Origin of the sequence: Mycobacterium sp. GA-1285, from assembly GCF_001499905.1 — a bacterium.
In the GTDB taxonomy this organism is placed as follows: domain Bacteria; phylum Actinomycetota; class Actinomycetes; order Mycobacteriales; family Mycobacteriaceae; genus Mycobacterium.
Genome location: NZ_LQIS01000023.1, coordinates 179,307 through 196,396, shown reverse-complemented (window position 1 = coordinate 196,396; position 17,090 = coordinate 179,307). Strand labels below are relative to the sequence as shown.

Here is a 17,090-nt window from a genome sequence, read left to right as displayed (position 1 = left end):
GAGGAAAAATGACCATCGCGCCTGACGTCGAGACGCGCGATCCCCAACTGCCGCCCGTGCCGGAGGGCGCGGTGATGGTGACGCTGAAGATCGCGCGGTTCAATCCGGAAGACCCGGACGCCTATGCCGATTCGGGAGGCTGGCAGAGTTTCCGCGTTCCGTGCCTGCCCACCGACCGGCTGCTCAATCTGCTGCACTACGTGAAGTGGTACCTCGACGGCACGTTGACGTTCCGGCGGTCGTGCGCACACGGTGTGTGCGGTTCGGATGCGATGCGGATCAACGGCGTCAACCGGCTGGCGTGCAAGGTGCTGATGCGCGACATGCTGCCGAAGAATCCCAAGAAACAGCTCACGATCACCATCGAGCCGATCCGCGGGCTGCCCGTGGAAAAGGACCTCGTGGTGGACATGGAGCCGTTCTTCGACGCCTACCGCGCGGTCAAGCCCTACCTGGTCACGAGTGGCAATCCCCCGACGCGCGAACGCATTCAGAGCCAGACCGACCGGGCCCGCTACGACGACACCACCAAGTGCATCCTGTGCGCGTGTTGCACGACGAGCTGCCCGATCTACTGGAGCGAGGGGTCGTACTTCGGTCCCGCCGCGATCGTCAACGCGCACCGGTTCATCTTCGACAGCCGCGACGAGGCCGCGGCCGAGCGGCTCGACATCCTCAACGAGGTCGACGGGGTGTGGCGCTGCCGCACGACGTTCAACTGCACCGAGTCGTGCCCGCGTGGCATCCAGGTCACACAGGCCATCCAGGAGGTCAAGCGCGCGCTGATGTTCGCGCGCTAAGAACGACGCATCGCGTCGGCGAGCTGGATGTGTCCCTTGAAGCCGAGTGATACGGCCAGGGCGCGATAGCGCTCGACGAGGTCGCGGAAAGCCCCAGCGTCACCCTGAGCTTCGGCCAACCGGGCACGCATGCGCAGCAGCTGGATCTCGTTGATTGCGACGCCGGGTTCGGTGGGCATGCCCGCGAACCGGTCGACGTGCTCGGCCGCCTCCCGGAGATCGTCGGCGCCGCCGCGCCGAAGCAGCGACTCCACGAGAACAGCGGTGGCCTCTACAGAGAAGAGCTTCTCTTCGTTTCGGACGAGCGTGTTGACGATCGATCTCAAGTCCTCGATGGCGTCGTCGAGGTCGCCTAAAGCGGCGGGGATCTCGGCGATGCGAACTCTGGCGCCGACCGCGGGCGCGAAAATCGAATTGGGCTCGTACAGCTCGCACGACTCGCGGAGAGCCTCTAATCCGCGTCGCCGCTCGGCTTCCGTCGCCTGCGAAGTGAGAACCAGGCCCAGGGCCGAACAAGCAGTGGCCAGCGCGAGGACGTCGCCGATCTCGCGTCCCTTTCGGACCGCTTCCTCCGTATCCGCGACGGTGCGGTCGTCGGGAACGATGGCCTTCGTGTGCATGCCGAACGAGTAGCAGATGCCGATGATGAAAACCAGAAGCGTCCGAACCGGGTGAACTTCGCGTTCCAGCGCGGCACTGCGCCGCGCGCTCTGCAACCAATCAGATTCGCCGAGAACACATTTGGCGACTGACCCCCAGATCAAAGCCGTCGCCAGCGCCGTGCGGACTTGGTCGTCGCTCATGTCGGCGCCGGTGTATCCCTCGAGCAGTCCGGCCGCCCAATCCGCGATGTGGCGTGCCTCTCGCGCCTCTCCCGCGAGAACCTTCGCCATCACTCCCGCATGGATGTACGCGAGCGCCGTCACCGCACCGTCGCATCTTTGAAGCAACTCGAATTGCTCGGACGCCAGCGCGGACGCTTCGCGGTGGCGATGTTGGAAACTCAGCAAGGCGATCTGGCCGTACATGCCGATCGCCAGCGAGAGGCCGTCACCGGAACCCTCACACAGTTCCCTGAGTTCTTCGAAGCCGGTCTCGGCCAGGCCACCGCCGACTCGCCAGGTCGACATGCACAGCATCGTCTTCGGCACGATGCGCAGGGCCGTGCGGTTCGGGTCGCCCTCGGGAAACGCGTCGGCGGCTCTTGCGGCGCGCTCCCAGCTTGCCCGCGCGCCTCGGACGTCGCGCTGCATCGACCAGGAGGCCGCTCGCAGGTGCCAGTTGTACGCGCCCGCCAGATCGCCGGCCGCTTCCAGGTGTTCGGCGATCAACGCCGCGTTCTCACCCGCCGGGCCACGCTCTTCGATGGCGGCGGCCAATCGTCGATGCAGTTCGGCGCGTTCGGATTTCAGCTGCGACTCGAGTGCCACCGTGCGGATCAGCGGATTGCGGAAGACGAATTCAGGCCGACGGCCGAACCTGATCTGCTCGATGAGCTGCGCGTCGAGCAGATCCTCCACGGCGGGTTCGACCCCGAGCGCGCTCACGAGATCCAAACCGAATTCCGCGCCGACGACCGCCCCGGCGCTGAGCGTGCGCTTGGCCTTCGCGTCCAGACGGTCGATGCGCGCCGCGATCGTCGTCTGCAGGGTCGCGGGCACGCTCACGTCGGCGTCGTCCGCCGCGTTGCGATACTGTCCGGGCTCGCCGTCGAGCACGCCGCGATCGGCGAGTTCGCGTACCATCTCCTCGGCGAACAGCGGATTGCCGGCTGCCCGTTCGCAAATGGTCTCCCGCAGCTCCCCGACCGAATCGGCCGCTCCGAGCAGGCCGTCGACGATCGCGCGCACATCCGCGTCGCAAAGCGGCGCCAGCGCGATGGTGTGCCCGCCTCGGACCCGCGTCAAAATCCCCTGGTACTCAGGTCGATACGTGATCAGTGTCAACAGATGTGTCTGAGGGACCACCGTAAGGAAGTCCGCCAACATCGACTCACTGACCTCGTCCAGCCAATGCACATCCTCGATGACGTACACCGCAGGAATCTTGCGAGCCAGGCAGTAGGTGTTGACCATCGCGGTCAACCGCCGCCGCCTGGCCTCCGGGGTGATGGTCGCCGACGCGGCATGCGGCTCGCCGATGCCCAACAGATCTTCGAACAGCAGCACGTCCTCGGCGTCGACATCGGGCAGGGCAGCGCGGAGCCGGGCGCGCGCAGAGGCGCCGTCGAGACGCTCCACGCCGGTAGCCGCCCGGAGGAACGCGGCCAGCGCATGGAACGGGACCTGTTTGGTGTGCGACTCGCAGAAGGAGCGGACCACCTCGATTCCGCGCCGATCGGCAAGCGCCGCGACCTCGCGCGCGAGCCGGCTCTTGCCGATACCCGGCGGTCCGACCAATCCGACCACGGCGCCGTGGCCCTCGATAGCGCCATCCAGGAGCCCCTCGGCGGCCGCCAGCTCCCACCGTCTGCCGACCAACGGCGATTCGTCGCGCCGATCGGGGCGGTGGACCCTGCCGATACTGATCAATCGGCGCGCCGCCACCGGTTCGTCGACGCCCTTGATGCGTACCCGCTCGGTGTCCCCGAGGACGGCTACGCCGTCGACCAGCCGCGCCGTCGACTCGCTGAGCATCACCGCCCCGGGTGCCGCGACCGCCTCCATGCGTTGCGCGATGCCGACCTGCTCGCCGATGGCGGTGTAACCGAAGGCGCCGGAACTTATGTCGCCGGTGATCACCCTGCCGGAGTTGAGGCCGACGCGGACCCGGAGCTCGACACCGTCGCGTCGTGCGACCTCGGCCGCGAGACGTTCGGTCTCCTCCTGCAGCCCCAGGGCCGCCAGGCAGGCGCTCGCGGCGTGGTCCTCCAGCGCGACGGGCGCGCCGAACACCGCCATCAACCCGTCACCCGTGAACTTGTCGACCGTGCCGTCGTATCGCCGGATCACCGCGGCGCAGCGCTCGACAAGGTCGGTGATGATCTCCCGCAACCGTTCCGCGCCGAGCGCCGCCGCAATGTCCATGGACCGCACCACATCGGCGAACAACACCGTCACGTGCTTGTACTCGGCGGATCGGGCGGATTCCACGACCGCGGCTCCGCACTCACTGCAGAATTTCGCGGTCGCCGCGAGCGGCGCCTTGCAGCCGGCGCAACGAAGATCCGTGGCGGTCGCTGTCCCGCCCGGGCCCCGCCCTGCGTCCACGTGAACATCGTCTCACCAGCGCGGACGCTGTGTCGGACATTCGCTGTCACACTTCGCGCCGCTGTCTCGTCCCATGGGTATGACCGACAACGCACAGAGAACTCGCATCGACCCCCTGCCCCCGCAACGCGCCTCGCTGCTCACCAAGCTCTTGTACCGGGTCGCCAAGCGCCGGTTCGGCGAGGTACCCGAGCCGTTCAGCGTGGCGGCGCACCATACGCGGCTGCTCGTCGCCAACGCGGTCCACGAAACGCTGTTGCAATCGGCGTCGAAGAAGCTGCCCACGAGCGTCCGCGAGCTCGCGGTGTTCTGGACCGCCCGCACGATCGGATGCTCGTGGTGCGTCGACTTCGGCTCGATGCTGCAACGCCTCGACGGCCTCGACGTCGACCGCCTCAAGCACATCGACGACTATGCGACGTCACCGCTGTTCTCCGACGACGAGCGCGCCGCGATCGCGTACGCCGACGCGATGACCGGCGATCCACACACCATCACCGACGAACAGGTCGACGATCTTCGCCGACGGTTCGGCGATGAGGGCGTCATCGAGCTGACGTATCAGATCGGTGTCGAGAACATGCGGGCGCGGATGTACTCGGCGCTGGGCATCACCGAGCAAGGCTTCAATTCCGGTGACGCCTGCCGGGTTCCGTGGGCGACCGACGACTCAGATCCCGCAACGGCGAACCGGTGAACTTGTCCGGATTGGCGATGTCCCAGATCGCACAGACCTTGCCGTCGCGCACCGTGATCGCGATGACGCGCGGCATCATCTCCGGATGGCCGTCGCGGGCCGGTGATCCCGGCGTCCAACTGCCGAACTGACCGTTGATCAATGCAGGCACGCCTGTCTCGAGCCAGCCCGGCCCGTAGCGACGGGCCAGACCGAACAGGAAGCGGGCCACCTTGTCCGGGCCGTGGATGACGCGGGGCGCCGTCGGGGCGCGGCGGTTCGAGTCGCCGGTGAAGGTGACGTTTGGATGCAGCAGTCGCACAACGGCTTCCATGTCACCCGCGGCGAGTGCCGACATCAGCGCGCCGGCCACCTCGTTGTGCGCAGCGTCGGGCGCCGGGGGCGGCGCGTCGGCGACGGCACGCCGCGCGCGCGACGCCAGTTGCCGCGCCGCCGCCGCGCTGACCCCGAGCACCTCGGCCACCTCGCCGAACGGAACCGAGAAGCCGTCGTGCAGCACGAACGCGACCCGCTGATCCGGGTTGAGCCGCTCGAGCACCACCATCGCGGCGAACCGGGCGTCCTCGCCGGCGACCACCGCCGCCAACGGATCGTCGCCGTCCAGCCGGGTGACCACCGGCTCCGGAAGCCATTCGCCGACATAGGTTTCGCGGCGATGCGCCGCCGAACGAAGCCGGTCCAGACCCAACCGGCTGACCACCGTCGTCAGCCATGCCCGCAGATCGTTGATCGATTCCTGCTCGGCGGCACTCCAGCGCAACCAAGCGTCCTGCACGATGTCCTCGGCGTCGGCCATCGTGCCCGTGAGCCGGTAGGCGACGGACAGCAGGTGCGGGCGCAGCGCCTCGAATTCGTCGACCCGCATGCCGGCGGTCATCCCGCCAGCCTACCGATCCGCTTGCTTGGTTCGACCTCATCAAGAGCGGACTTGTCGACGACGCGCCGCAGACGATGCGCCCGCCCTGGCCAACGGCGGGACCACGCGATCCCTACGCCTTCCCGTAGCCGGACGCGCCTCGCACGAGTGATTCCATGGTTGTGGTTGCTTCTCGCGACGGATTCCGTGCACAATCACTGACATGCCTTCACCGGGTGCTACGCACGGCCTCGGCCCCGTTTCGTTTCGCCTCAACCATTCCCGCCCCGGCGCCGCGTTCCAACTCGACGACCTGAGCAAGCAGATCATCGAGATGCTGCAGCAGGACGGCCGCCGCTCCTATGCGGGCATCGGCAAATCGGTGGGATTGTCGGAAGCCGCCGTCCGGCAGCGCGTGCAACGCATGGTCGACGCGGGCGTCATGCAGATCGTCGCCGTCACCGATCCGATGCAGCTCGGCTTCGCCCGTCAGGCGATGATCGGCATCCGCTGCACCGGCGACACGACCAAGGTGGCCGAGAAGCTGGCCGCCATCGAATCCGTCGACTATGTGGTGCTCACCGCCGGATCCTTCGATGCCATCGTCGAAGTCGTCTGCGAAGACGACGACGACCTGCTCGACCTGCTCAACACCCAGATCCGCGCCCTTCCTGGAGTGATATCCACCGAAACGCTTGTGTACTTGAAACTCGTCAAACAGCAATACAATTGGGGTACCAGATGACGACAACCCTTTCGTCGGAGCTCAGCGCGAAGGCCGACCGCCACCTGTGGGGTCACTTCGCCCGGCACGGCGCCGGCATCATTCCGCCGATCATCACACGCGGCGAGGGTGTCACGATCTGGGACAGCAACGGCAAGAGCTACATCGACGGGCTGTCAGGACTTTTCGTGGTCCAGGTCGGCCACGGCCGTCAGGAGCTGGCCGAGGCCGCTGCCAAACAAGCCGAGCAGTTGGCGTTCTTTCCGCTGTGGTCCTACGCCACACCCACGGCGATCGAACTCGCCGAGCGGGTGGCCAACTACGCCCCCGGCGACCTGAACCGGGTGTTCTTCACCACCGGCGGCGGCGAGGCCGTCGAGACGGCGTGGAAACTGGCCAAGAACTATTTCAAGCTGACCGGCAAACCCGGTAAGCACAAGGTGGTTTCGCGGTCCATCGCTTACCACGGCACGCCGCAGGGCGCACTGGCCATCACCGGGTTGCCGGTGTTCAAGGCACCGTTCGAGCCGCTGACACCGGGCGGCTTCCGGGTGCCCAACACCAACTTCTACCGGGCGCCGGCGCCGTATCAGAACGATGAGAAGGCGTTCGGGCAGTATTGCGCCGACCGCATCGCCGAAGCCATTGAGTTCGAGGGACCCGACACCGTCGCGGCCGTCTTCCTCGAACCGGTGCAGAACGCGGGCGGCTGCTTTCCGCCTCCGCCAGGCTATTTCGAGCGGGTCCGGGAGATCTGCGACGAGTACGACGTGCTGCTGGTGTCCGACGAGGTCATCTGCGCCTTCGGACGGATCGGTTCGATGTTCGCCTGTGACGACTTCGGCTACGTGCCCGACATCATCACGTGCGCAAAGGGTTTGACGTCGGGCTACTCGCCGATCGGCGCGATGATCGCCAGCGACCGGCTGTTCGAGCCGTTCAACGACGGCAAGACGACGTTCGCGCACGGCTACACCTTCGGCGGGCATCCGGTGTCGTCGGCGGTCGCGCTGGCCAACCTCGACATCTTCGAACGCGAGGGGATCAACGACCACGTCAAGGAGAACGCCCCGCGGTTCCGGTCCACCCTCGAGCAGTTGTACGACCTGCCGATAGTCGGTGACATCCGCGGCGAGGGCTACTTCTACGGCATCGAGTTGGTCAAGGACAAGGCGACCAAGGAGACCTTCGACGACAACGAGTCCGAGCGGCTGCTGCGCGGTTTTCTGACTCCAGCGCTGTTCGAGGCCGGCTTGTACTGCCGCGCCGACGACCGCGGTGATCCGGTCGTGCAGCTGGCCCCGCCTCTGATCAGCGGCCAGAAGGAGTTCGACGCGATCTACCGGATCGTGCGCGACGTGCTTTCCGAGGCGGGGCGCCGCATCTAGCTCGCCGGTTTTCCGCCAGAGTGCATTCCAGCAGCGAAAGTACGAGTAACTGTCTGCTGGAATGCAATTTCGGCGAGACTGGCAACGTGCCCACCAACTCGAAGCCGCCGAAGCCGCCGATCGATCCCGTCCGCTGGCAGCCTCCGCCCGTCGATCCGCTTCCGGATCTACCGTCTGCCGAGCTGACCGTCGTCCCGATGCCCGGCAACGCACCCGAGGACGTGGTGGTCGACGCCGACGGCGCGCTATGGGCGGGCGTCGACGACGGCCGCATCGTGCGCATCGCGCCCGGCGGTGGCGACCCGGCCGTCGTCGCCACGACAGAGGGCCGGCCGCTGGGCATGCATGTCGCGCACGACGGCCGCATCCTGGTCTGCACCAGTCCCGGCGGCCTGCTGTCCCTGGATCCGGTCGGCGGCACGCTGGAGACGCTCGTGGCAGAGGTCGACGACCGGCGGTTGATGTTCTGCTCGAACGTCACCCAATCATCGGACGGCACAATCTATTTCACCGAGTCGACGAGCGCGTTCAGTTACGCCCACTTCAAGGGCGCGGGCTTCGAGGCGCGGCCGCGGGGAAGCCTGTTCCGACGTGACGCCGACGGCACAGTGCTCACCGTGGTGGCTGGGCTGTACTTCGCCAACGGCGTCACCCCGACAGCGGACGGGTCGGCGCTGGTGTTCGCCGAGACGCTGGGACGACGCCTGTCGAAGTACTGGCTCACCGGGGAACGCGCGGGATCGGTGACCCCGTTGGTTGAGCATCTGCCCGGTATGCCCGACAACCTGTCCACCGGCGCCGACGGGCGCATCTGGTGCGCGATGGTCTCGCCACCCAACGCCGCGGCCGAATGGCTCGCCCCGCGTTGGCCCGGGTTGCGCAAGCTGTTGTGGAAGCTGCCCGACAGGCTCCAGCCTCAACTGAAACCCGAGGTGTGGGCCGTGGCGTTCGACCCGGTCAGCGGTGACGTCGTCGCGGGCATCCGCTGCAAGCACCCGAAGTTCGGCATGGTGACCGGTCTGGTCGAAGCCGACGGCCTGCTGTGGATGGGCAGCATCGCATTCCCCGCCGTCGCGCACGCCGACCTCGCGTCTCTGTCGGTCCGCTAAGTCACAGACGAAACTCGGATAACACCAGTCACAGCGCGCCTACGCGGGATCGGCCCTTTCGCGGCTTATTGTGCGGTCACGATGGCGAAGTTTCGAGAACCGCTGCAACGCGCCGCCGTGCTGGCCACCGCCTTGTTCGTGGCGGCGGGACCGGCTGTGGCGAGTGCGCAGGAGCCTGCGGCGCCGGAGGCGAGTGCATGTCCGTACCGCGAGGTGACCCCGCCCGCGGTCGACGCGTCCGAGGTACCCAAACCCGGGCAGGCGCCGCCAGCTCCGTTGCCGGTGCCCGCGTCCCCGATGGGCGGCGAGAAGCTCTCCGGCTGTGGCGTCATCACCGCGCCGGGAACCCCGCCCCTGCCCAACGACGTCTCAGCCGAGGCCTGGCTGGTGGCCGACCTCGACTCCGGCGACGTCATCGCGGGCAAGGATCCGCACGGCAGGCACCGGCCCGCCAGCATCATCAAGGTGCTCACCGCCATGCAGGCGATCAACGAACTGCCGATCCACAAGGTCGTCCCCGGGACCGCCGAGGATGCCGCGCAGGAGGGCACCAAGGTGGGCGTCGGGGAGGGCGGCCACTACTCGATCAACGACCTGCTGCACGGGCTGCTGATGTACTCGGGCAACGACGCCGCGTTCGCACTGGCTCGACAGATGGGCGGGTGGGACGCCGCGCTGCACAAGCTCAACGACCTGGCCCAGAAGTTGGGCGGCCTCGACACCAGGGTTGCGACGCCGTCCGGGCTCGACGGTCCCGGCATGAGTACTTCGGCCTACGACATGGCGCTCTTCTACCGGTACGCCTGGCGCAACCCGACTTTCAGCGACATCGTGGCGACCCGTGCGTTCGACTTCCCCGGCCGCGGCGATGTCGGCTATCCCATCGAGAACGACAACAAGCTGCTGCTCAACTACCCCGGCGCCATGGGCGGTAAGACGGGCTACACCGACGACGCGGGCCAGACGTTCGTCGGCGCCGCCAACCGCGACGGCCGCCGACTCGTCGCCGTGCTTCTCAAGGGCACCCGTCAGCCGATCGCACCGTGGGAGCAGGCCGCGCATCTGCTCGACTACGGCTTCGCCACGGCGCCAGGCACCAGCGTCGGCAAGCTGATCGAGCCCGACCCGTCGTTGCTCGGGACCGAGCCGGGGGCCGACGGCACCAATCCCGCCGTCAACGCCGCCCCGATGATGTCGGACATCGACGCGATGCCGGTGCGCGTGGGCGTCGCGGTGGTCGGCGGCATGATCGTGTTCTCGTTGATCATGGGCGCACGGTCGCTGAACCGGCGGCCGCAGCACTAACCCCAGCGGCGCAACAGGTGCTCGGCCTCGGCGCAGAGCCGTCCGACCACCTCTGCCGCAGAGCGCGATTCTCGGACCATGCCAACGCCCTGCCCGGCGTTGACGGGTGCCACCCGGTAGTCCTCGGCGGTCGCGGCAGCAGCGAGTGCCGCGCGGGCGTCAGCATCAAGGAGGTCCTCGCGACCGTCGAAGCGGTCGACGAACTCGTTGCGTAGCACGCGTTCGGGAAGCTTTGCGGGCCAAGGGTATCCGAACGCGACATCGAAGACGCGCGTCGTCACCGTCTGGTCGCCGGACGCGCGCAGCAGCTGGTCCCGCGCGGCGGGGGAGGTCGCGGCTTCGGAGCAGGTGCTGAACGCCGTACCGAGCCAGGCGCCCGAGGCTCCGGCGGCCAGTACCGCCGCCAAGCCTCGGCCCGTGGCGATCCCCCCGGCGGCGAGCACGGGCACCGTCACCGCGTCGAGCACCTCCGCGAGCAACGGCAGGGTGCCGATGCGCGCCTCGCCGTGCCCGCCGCCTTCTGCTCCGCGCGCGACGACCACGTCGACGCCGGTGTCGACTGCTCGCAGCGCCGCCGTGACGTCGGCGACCTGGGCGGCGACCGGCACGCCGGCGTCGTGGGCTCGCTGTACCCACGACCAGTCGTCGCCGAAGCTGACGGCCAGCAGCGCGGGTTTCGCCGTGAGCGCGACGTCGAGCAGTTCGGGCTCGGCCGCCATCACCCAGTGCACGAGACCGATACCGAAGGGGCGCTCGAGCCCCCACACGTGCGGCAGTTCGGCCGCCAACTTCGCGGCGGTAGCCGAACTGCCCATCCCGATCATGCCGAGGGCACCGGCCCGCGACACCGCCGCCGCCAGCACGCCACCGGCGGTACCGCCCATCGGGGCATTGACGATTGGCGCGGCGAGGCCCATCCGCTCAGACCACGGCGTCGACAAGGGCACAGGGGGACGTTACGCCTTTGCTACCGTCGTGAGGGTCAGCAGGTGACACCGGACGAGGGACGCCGTACCCGGCCAGCGACAAGACGGCGTGGGTGGAGATGTGTCATGGCTTGGTTGATTCTCATCGTTTCCGGGGCCTTCGAATCGGTGTTCGCGATCGCCCTGAGCAAGACGGAAGGGTTCACCCGACCCATTCCTATCGTCATCTTCCTTGTCGCCGTGACGATTTCGATGGGCGGACTCGGCCTTGCGCTGCGCGACCTGCCGGTCGGGACCGGCTACGCGGTCTGGGTGGGCGTCGGCGCCGCCCTCACCGTCGTCTACTCGTTGGTGACCGGCGAGGAGAGTGCTTCGGTGATCAAGGTGGCGCTCCTGCTGGGCATCATCGGTTGCGTGATCGGCCTGCAGCTGGTCAGCCAGGGTCAATGACGCCGGCGAAATCGCGAAACCCCTAGCGCGCCAAGCGCTCCCATCGCAGCAGCGGTCAACACACCGCCGACACCGACGCCCTCTCGCACCTGCACCCGCGGTGTGATCTGCGCGAGGCCGGGCGGTGGGACCGGCGCGGCGTCCATGTTCTCGATCGACGTGGCCGCCCACGCCGTGGCGAACAGGATGAGCCGAGCGGTGATGTAGGCGAACACCATCAGACCGAGCACCGGGCCGAAGGTCGCCCCGGCCGGGCCGGTCACCACCGAGCGCAGGTAGATAGAGGCCACCTGCTTGAAGACTTCGAACGCCACCGCCGCGAGCACTCCTGCCCGCATGGCGGAGCGAAAGCTGATCGATTCGCGTGGCAACCGCGCGATGATCCAGGTGAACAGCAGCCAGCTGATCAACACCGAGACCGCCAGCGAGATCACGCGCAGCAGGATGCTCATGCCCGGAACATCCCCCAAACCAACCCATTCGACCGCTTTGCGGGCCAATCCTGAGCTGCTCACCACGGTCAACGCGATGGTGACCGCGATCGCCAGGAACAACCCCGCGATGGCTGTCAGATCCGACAGCTTCGTGCGCACGAAACCGCGAGGCTCGCGCCGCATCAGGCCCCACATCTGGCTCAGTGCCTCGCGCAGGTTCGCCATCCAGCCGAGCCCGGCCCATGCCGCGGTGGCCAGCCCGATGAGCCCGACCGAGGTGCGGGACTCGATCGCCGAGTCCATCAGTTCGACGAGCTGCCTGGCGACGTCGCCGGACATCGACGCCCTGATCCGGTCCTGGATGTCGGCGAGCAGTTCGGGCTGGCTGACCAGGACGAAACCGGCGACGGCGAAGCCGACCATCAGCAACGGGAACATCGCGAACACCGTGAAGTACGTGATGCCCGCTGCGTAGAAGTCGCCCTTGCTGTCGTTGTAGCGTTCCTGCGCGCGCATGACGTGGTCGAACCATTCGTACCGCCCGCGCAGCCGGTCGACGAACCCCTGCTTCTCGCCGGGCTCTTCCTGCTCGGCCGGAGGTCTCCTATCAGGCTCCGCCACGTCAGCTCCCCGGCCGCAGGAACCCCAACCGGTCGTACACCCGTCGCAGTGTCGTCGCCGACACGTCGCGGGCACGTTCGGCGCCCACGGCCAGAACCGATTCCAGCTCGGCGGGATCGGTGAGCAGTTCGTCGACCCTGGCCTTGATGGGGGTGACGAACTCGACGACGGCGTCGGCGGTGTCGGCTTTCAGGTCGCCGTACCCGCGGCCCGCGTAACCCTCGACGAGCTTGTCGACGTCGGTGCCGGTGACCGCCGCCTGGATCGTCAGCAGGTTCGAGACGCCGGGTTTGGCGTCGGGGTCGTAACGCACCTCGCGTTCGCTGTCGGTGACCGCGGAGCGGATCTTCTTCGCCGACGCCTTCGGATCGTCGAGCAAGCCGATCAGGCCGGCCTCGGTTCCGGCGGATTTGCTCATCTTCGACGTCGGGTCCTGCAGGTCGTAGATCTTGGCCGTCGCCTTGGGGATCATCGGCTCGGGGATGACGAAGGTGTCCGGGAAGCGGGAGTTGACCCGTTGCGCGACATCGCGTGCCAACTCCAGATGCTGACGTTGGTCCTCTCCGACCGGCACGAGTTCGGTGTCGTACAACAACACATCGGCGGCCATCAGCACCGGATAGGTGAACAGCCCGACCGTGGTGGCCTCGCTGCCCTCCTTCTGCGACTTGTCCTTGAACTGCGTCATCCGCGATGCCTGCCCGAAACCGGTGAAACACCCGAGCACCCAGGCCAATTCGGCGTGTGCCGGAACGTGGCTCTGCACGAAGATCGTGCTGCGGCCCGGGTCGATGCCGAGCGCGAGATACTGCGCCGCGGTCACCAGGGTGCGCCGCCGGAGCCGTTCGGGGTCTTGCGGGAGCGTGATCGCGTGCAGGTCCACCACGCAGAAGAACGCGTCGTGATCGTCCTGAAGGCCGACCCACTGCTGGATCGCTCCCAGCGCGTTGCCGAGGTGCAGCGAATCGGAGGTGGGTTGCACGCCGGAGAAGACGACGGGTCTGCGCGGACTGCTCATGATCGACCGATCATTTCACGCGATCAGTATTCGACGGTCACCGGCGCGTGGTCCGACCAACGCAGCGCGTAGGCCTCGCTCCGACGCACTTGCGGTACCGGCGGTATCACCTTTACTGTCGGGCTGATGGCTAAGAGATTGCCGCGCGACCCGATCCACGTCGGCTCAGGCGAGCCCATGCTGCTCCTACACCCGTTCATGATGTCGCAGAACGTGTGGAAGAAGGTCGCGCCGCTGATCGCCGACACCGGCCGCTACGAGGTGCTGGCGCCGACGATGCCCGGGCACAACGGCGGGGTGAAGGGGCATCGTTTCCTGGACACCGCCGAGCTCGCCGACGACGCGGAACGCAGGATGGATGCGCTGGGCTGGGACACCGCCCACATCGTCGGCAACTCGCTCGGCGGCTGGGTGGCCTTCGAGCTCGAGCGCCGGGGCCGCGCACGCACGCTGACCGGTATCGCGCCGGCGGGCGGGTGGAGTCGGTACACGCCGGCGAAGTTCGAGATCGTCGGCAAGTTCCTGGCCGGCTTCCCGGTGTGGCTGTTCACGCTCGCGTTCCGGCAACGCGTGCTGCACTTGCCGTTCACCCGATACCTCGCGCACTTCCCGATCAGCGCCACCCCGGACCGGCTGAGCGACGAGGACCTCATCGACATCATCGACGACGTCACGCACTGCCCGGCCTACTACCAGCTGCTGGTGAAGTCGCTGCTGACACCGGGTCTGCTGGAGTTGGCCGAGGGCTCGTGCCCCACCCACCTGGTGATCTGCGAGAAGGACCGGGTGCTGCCGCACCCGCGGTTCACCCGGCACTTCACCCGGCACCTGCCGGAGAGCACGGAAATCACCCACCTCGACGACGTCGGACACATCCCGATGTACGAAGCGCCGCAGCGCGTCGCCGACCTGATCGTCGAGTTCGTCGACCGGCACGCCGCGCCGCCGCGGGAGGCGCTCGGCGGTTAGAGCTTGGTCACCGGCTCGGTGGTCGCGCCCTCCAGCACCGAGTTCAACGTCTTGCTGGGCCGCATCACCGCGGTGGTCTTCTCCGGGTCCGGGTAGTAGTACCCGCCGATGTCGACGGAGTCGCCCTGCACCTCGACGAGTTCGTTGACGATCGCATCCTCATTGTCTGCCAACGACTTTGCGAGGTCGGCGAAGTGGTCGGCGAGCTCGCTGTCGTCGGTCTGCTCGGCGAGCTCCTGCGCCCAGTACATCGCGAGGTAGAACTGACTGCCCCTGTTGTCGAGCTCGCCGGTCTTGCGCGACGGGCTCTTGTTGTTGTCCAACAGTTTTCCGATGGCCGAGTCCAGCGTCTTGCCCAACAGAATGGCGCGCTTGTTGTCGGTCTTGCGCCCGATGTCCTCGAAACACGCTCCGAGGGCGAGGAATTCGCCGAGCGAATCCCACCGCAGGTGGTTCTCCTCGACCAGCTGGTGGACGTGCTTGGGCGCCGAGCCGCCCGCACCGGTCTCGTACATGCCACCGCCGGCCATCAGCGGCACGATCGACAGCATCTTCGCGCTGGTGCCCAGCTCGAGGATCGGGAACAGGTCGGTCAGGTAGTCGCGCAGGATGTTTCCGGTCACGGCGATGGTGTCCTGGCCGCGGATCAACCGTTCCAGCGTGTACCGCATGGCCCACACCTGCGGCATGATCTGGATGTGTAAGCCCTCGGTGTCGTGCTCCTTGAGGTACTCCTTGACCTTCTTGCGCAGTTCCACCTCGTGCGGACGCTCGGTGTCGAGCCAGAACAGCGCGGTCATGTCCGATGCACGTGCCCTCGTCACGGCCAGCTTCACCCAGTCACGGATCGCGGCGTCCTTGACCACCGGCATGCGCCAGATGTCGCCGGTCTCGACGTTCTGGGTCATCAGCACCTCACCGGTGTCGACGTCGACGATGTTCGCGACGCCGTCCTCGGGAATCTCGAACGTCTTGTCGTGGCTGCCGTACTCCTCGGCCTTCTGCGCCATCAGCCCGACGTTGGGCACGGTTCCGATGGTCGTCGGATCGAACTGCCCATGGGTCTTGCAGAAGTTGACCATCTCCTGATAGATCCGGCTGAACGTGGACTCGGGGTTCACCGCCTTGGTGTCCTTGGTCCGCCCGTCGGCGCCGTACATCTTGCCGCCGAGCCGGATCATGGCAGGCATCGATGCGTCGACGATCACGTCGCTGGGCGAGTGGAAGTTCGTGATGCCGCGGGCCGAATCCACCATCGCCAGTTCGGGCCGGTGTTCGTGCACGGCGTGGATGTCCTGGATGATCTCCTCACGCTGCGAGGCGGGCAGCGCCTGGATCTTGTCGTACAGGTCGGACATGCCGTTGTTGACGTTCACGCCGAGTTCGTCGAGCACCTTTTGATGCTTGGCGAACGCGTCCTTGTAGAAGACTTTCACCGCGTGCCCGAACACGATCGGATGCGACACCTTCATCATCGTGGCCTTGACGTGCAGCGAGAACATCACGCCGGTCTTGTAGGCGTCCTCGATCTGTTCTTCGAAGAATTCGCAGAGCGCCTTCTTACTCATGAACATGCTGTCGATGATGTCGCCGTCGTCGAGCGCCACCTCCGGCTTGAGCACCAGGGTTTCACCGCTCTTCGTCTCGAGCACCATCTTGACCGTGCGGTCCTTGTCGAGCGTCATCGACTTCTCACCGTGATAGAAGTCGCCCTTCTTCATGGTCGCCACGTGCGTGCGCGACGCCATCGACCACTCGCCCATGCTGTGCGGATGCTTACGTGCGTACTCTTTGACCGCCTTGGGAGCACGCCGATCCGAATTGCCTTGCCGCAGAACGGGGTTGACTGCGCTGCCGAGAACCTTGGCGTAGCGATCCTTGATCTGCTTTTCTTCGTCGGTCTTGGGGTCGCCGGGGTAGTCGGGAAGGTCGTAGCCCTTGGCCCTGAGCTCCTTGATGGCGGCCAACAGCTGCGGGACCGAGGCGCTGATGTTCGGCAGCTTGATGATGTTGGTGTCGGGTTTCTCGGTGAGCTCTCCCAGCCGGGCCAGGTTGTCGGGCACGCGCTGCTCGTCGGTGAGGCGGTCGGAGAACTCCGCGAGAATGCGTGCGGCCACCGAGATGTCACTGGTCTCGACGTTGATGCCCGCCGGTTCGGTGAAGGTGCGAATGATCGGCAGGAACGCGTAGGTCGCCAGCAGCGGCGCCTCGTCGGTCAGCGTGTAGATGATGGTCGGCTGCTCGGCAGTCATGTGGGGTTCTCCCGGCTCGCTAATCGGTCAGGCCTCGGTCAGTCGACTACCAGTATTGCGCCGTACCCGGCGGCTTGTGTGAGCCAGGGGGTCCGGCACTTGGACTGTGATCCGCTACCGGTCGGTAGCCAGGACCCGGCACCGCCGAGATCGCCTCGCTGGCACGACGGCGGTGACGTGCGATACGCTTCTCAGCGGTCATGAGTGCCAGCGACAAGCCCCGGCTTGCTGGTCGGCAACCCTCCAACCGCGGTGGGGTGCCCCGGGTGATGACCAGGTTGAGTACCCGCTGACAGGCGGTACCGGCAAGCGCGGGTCCGTTGTGACGGGCC

The 17,090-nt window shown here is 66.9% G+C and carries 13 protein-coding genes, 1 pseudogene and 2 riboswitches; of the genes and pseudogenes, 8 read left to right on the top strand and 6 right to left on the bottom strand.

Annotated elements, in window-relative coordinates:
• Nucleotides 1-8 precede the first annotated feature (8 nt).
• A complete protein-coding gene (locus AU193_RS14665; RefSeq protein WP_064423077.1) occupies nucleotides 9-800 on the top strand; it encodes a succinate dehydrogenase iron-sulfur subunit in 792 nt (263 codons plus the stop codon).
• Here the strand turns inward: AU193_RS14665 and AU193_RS14660 are convergent.
• Nucleotides 797-3,892 (bottom strand): adenylate/guanylate cyclase domain-containing protein, encoded by a 3,096-nt coding sequence (locus AU193_RS14660; protein WP_253867828.1) that lies wholly within the window; start codon nucleotides 3,890-3,892, stop codon nucleotides 797-799. The two genes, AU193_RS14665 and AU193_RS14660, sit on opposite strands and share 4 nt — an antisense overlap.
• 199 nt (nucleotides 3,893-4,091) lie before the next feature.
• On the opposite strand from AU193_RS14660, the pseudogene AU193_RS14655 reads away from it, so the two are divergent.
• Nucleotides 4,092-4,706, top strand: a pseudogene (locus tag AU193_RS14655) (carboxymuconolactone decarboxylase family protein); the annotation flags it as partial.
• On the opposite strand, the gene AU193_RS14650 reads toward AU193_RS14655, so the two are convergent.
• A complete protein-coding gene (locus AU193_RS14650) occupies nucleotides 4,636-5,583 on the bottom strand; it encodes a sigma-70 family RNA polymerase sigma factor (protein ID WP_064423075.1) in 948 nt (315 codons plus the stop codon). The pseudogene AU193_RS14655 and the gene AU193_RS14650 overlap by 71 nt on opposite strands.
• Nucleotides 5,584-5,785: 202 nt before the next feature.
• Between AU193_RS14650 and AU193_RS14645 the strand changes: the two genes are divergently transcribed.
• The 4 genes from AU193_RS14645 (at nucleotide 5,786) to AU193_RS14630 (ending at nucleotide 10,088) form a co-directional block, all read left to right on the top strand.
• Nucleotides 5,786-6,307, top strand: coding sequence for an Lrp/AsnC family transcriptional regulator (locus AU193_RS14645; RefSeq protein WP_064423074.1), 522 nt, complete (start codon nucleotides 5,786-5,788; stop codon nucleotides 6,305-6,307).
• Nucleotides 6,304-7,674 carry an aspartate aminotransferase family protein gene (locus tag AU193_RS14640; RefSeq protein ID WP_064423073.1) on the top strand — a complete coding sequence of 457 codons (1,371 nt, stop codon included), beginning with the start codon at nucleotides 6,304-6,306 and terminating at the stop codon, nucleotides 7,672-7,674. Before AU193_RS14645 ends, AU193_RS14640 begins: the two co-directional genes overlap by 4 nt.
• An 86-nt stretch (nucleotides 7,675-7,760) precedes the next feature.
• Complete coding sequence (locus AU193_RS14635; protein ID WP_064423072.1) at nucleotides 7,761-8,783, top strand: SMP-30/gluconolactonase/LRE family protein; 1,023 nt, start codon at nucleotides 7,761-7,763, stop codon at nucleotides 8,781-8,783.
• Between the two features lie 81 nt (nucleotides 8,784-8,864).
• The gene (locus AU193_RS14630; RefSeq protein WP_064423071.1) at nucleotides 8,865-10,088 is read left to right on the top strand and encodes a D-alanyl-D-alanine carboxypeptidase family protein; all 1,224 of its coding nucleotides are present in this window, start codon (nucleotides 8,865-8,867) and stop codon (nucleotides 10,086-10,088) included.
• Here the strand turns inward: AU193_RS14630 and AU193_RS14625 are convergent.
• A complete protein-coding gene (locus AU193_RS14625; RefSeq protein ID WP_172798315.1) occupies nucleotides 10,085-11,005 on the bottom strand; it encodes a nitronate monooxygenase family protein in 921 nt (306 codons plus the stop codon). The two genes, AU193_RS14630 and AU193_RS14625, sit on opposite strands and share 4 nt — an antisense overlap.
• A gap of 59 nt (nucleotides 11,006-11,064) precedes the next feature.
• Nucleotides 11,065-11,128: riboswitch (guanidine-III (ykkC-III) riboswitch) on the top strand.
• A gap of 12 nt (nucleotides 11,129-11,140) precedes the next feature.
• Between AU193_RS14625 and AU193_RS14620 the strand changes: the two genes are divergently transcribed.
• Complete coding sequence (locus AU193_RS14620) at nucleotides 11,141-11,464, top strand: multidrug efflux SMR transporter (RefSeq protein WP_064423069.1); 324 nt, start codon at nucleotides 11,141-11,143, stop codon at nucleotides 11,462-11,464.
• Here the strand turns inward: AU193_RS14620 and yhjD are convergent.
• Together yhjD and trpS are read right to left on the bottom strand one after the other, a co-directional pair.
• Nucleotides 11,458-12,519: an inner membrane protein YhjD gene (yhjD, locus tag AU193_RS14615; protein WP_064423068.1), complete on the bottom strand. Its 1,062-nt coding sequence runs from the start codon at nucleotides 12,517-12,519 to the stop codon at nucleotides 11,458-11,460. The genes AU193_RS14620 and yhjD overlap by 7 nt on opposite strands.
• A gap of 1 nt (nucleotide 12,520) precedes the next feature.
• Nucleotides 12,521-13,537: a tryptophan--tRNA ligase gene (trpS, locus tag AU193_RS14610; protein ID WP_064423067.1), complete on the bottom strand. Its 1,017-nt coding sequence runs from the start codon at nucleotides 13,535-13,537 to the stop codon at nucleotides 12,521-12,523.
• Nucleotides 13,538-13,663: 126 nt separating this feature from the next.
• Here trpS and AU193_RS14605 point away from each other — a divergent pair, with 126 nt between their 5' ends.
• Complete coding sequence (locus AU193_RS14605) at nucleotides 13,664-14,506, top strand: alpha/beta fold hydrolase (RefSeq protein WP_064423066.1); 843 nt, start codon at nucleotides 13,664-13,666, stop codon at nucleotides 14,504-14,506.
• Here the strand turns inward: AU193_RS14605 and AU193_RS14600 are convergent.
• A complete protein-coding gene (locus AU193_RS14600; protein WP_064423065.1) occupies nucleotides 14,503-16,758 on the bottom strand; it encodes an NADP-dependent isocitrate dehydrogenase in 2,256 nt (751 codons plus the stop codon). The two genes, AU193_RS14605 and AU193_RS14600, sit on opposite strands and share 4 nt — an antisense overlap.
• Before the next feature lie 196 nt (nucleotides 16,759-16,954).
• Nucleotides 16,955-17,076: riboswitch (SAM riboswitch) on the top strand.
• The last annotated feature ends 14 nt before the right edge of the window (nucleotides 17,077-17,090 follow it).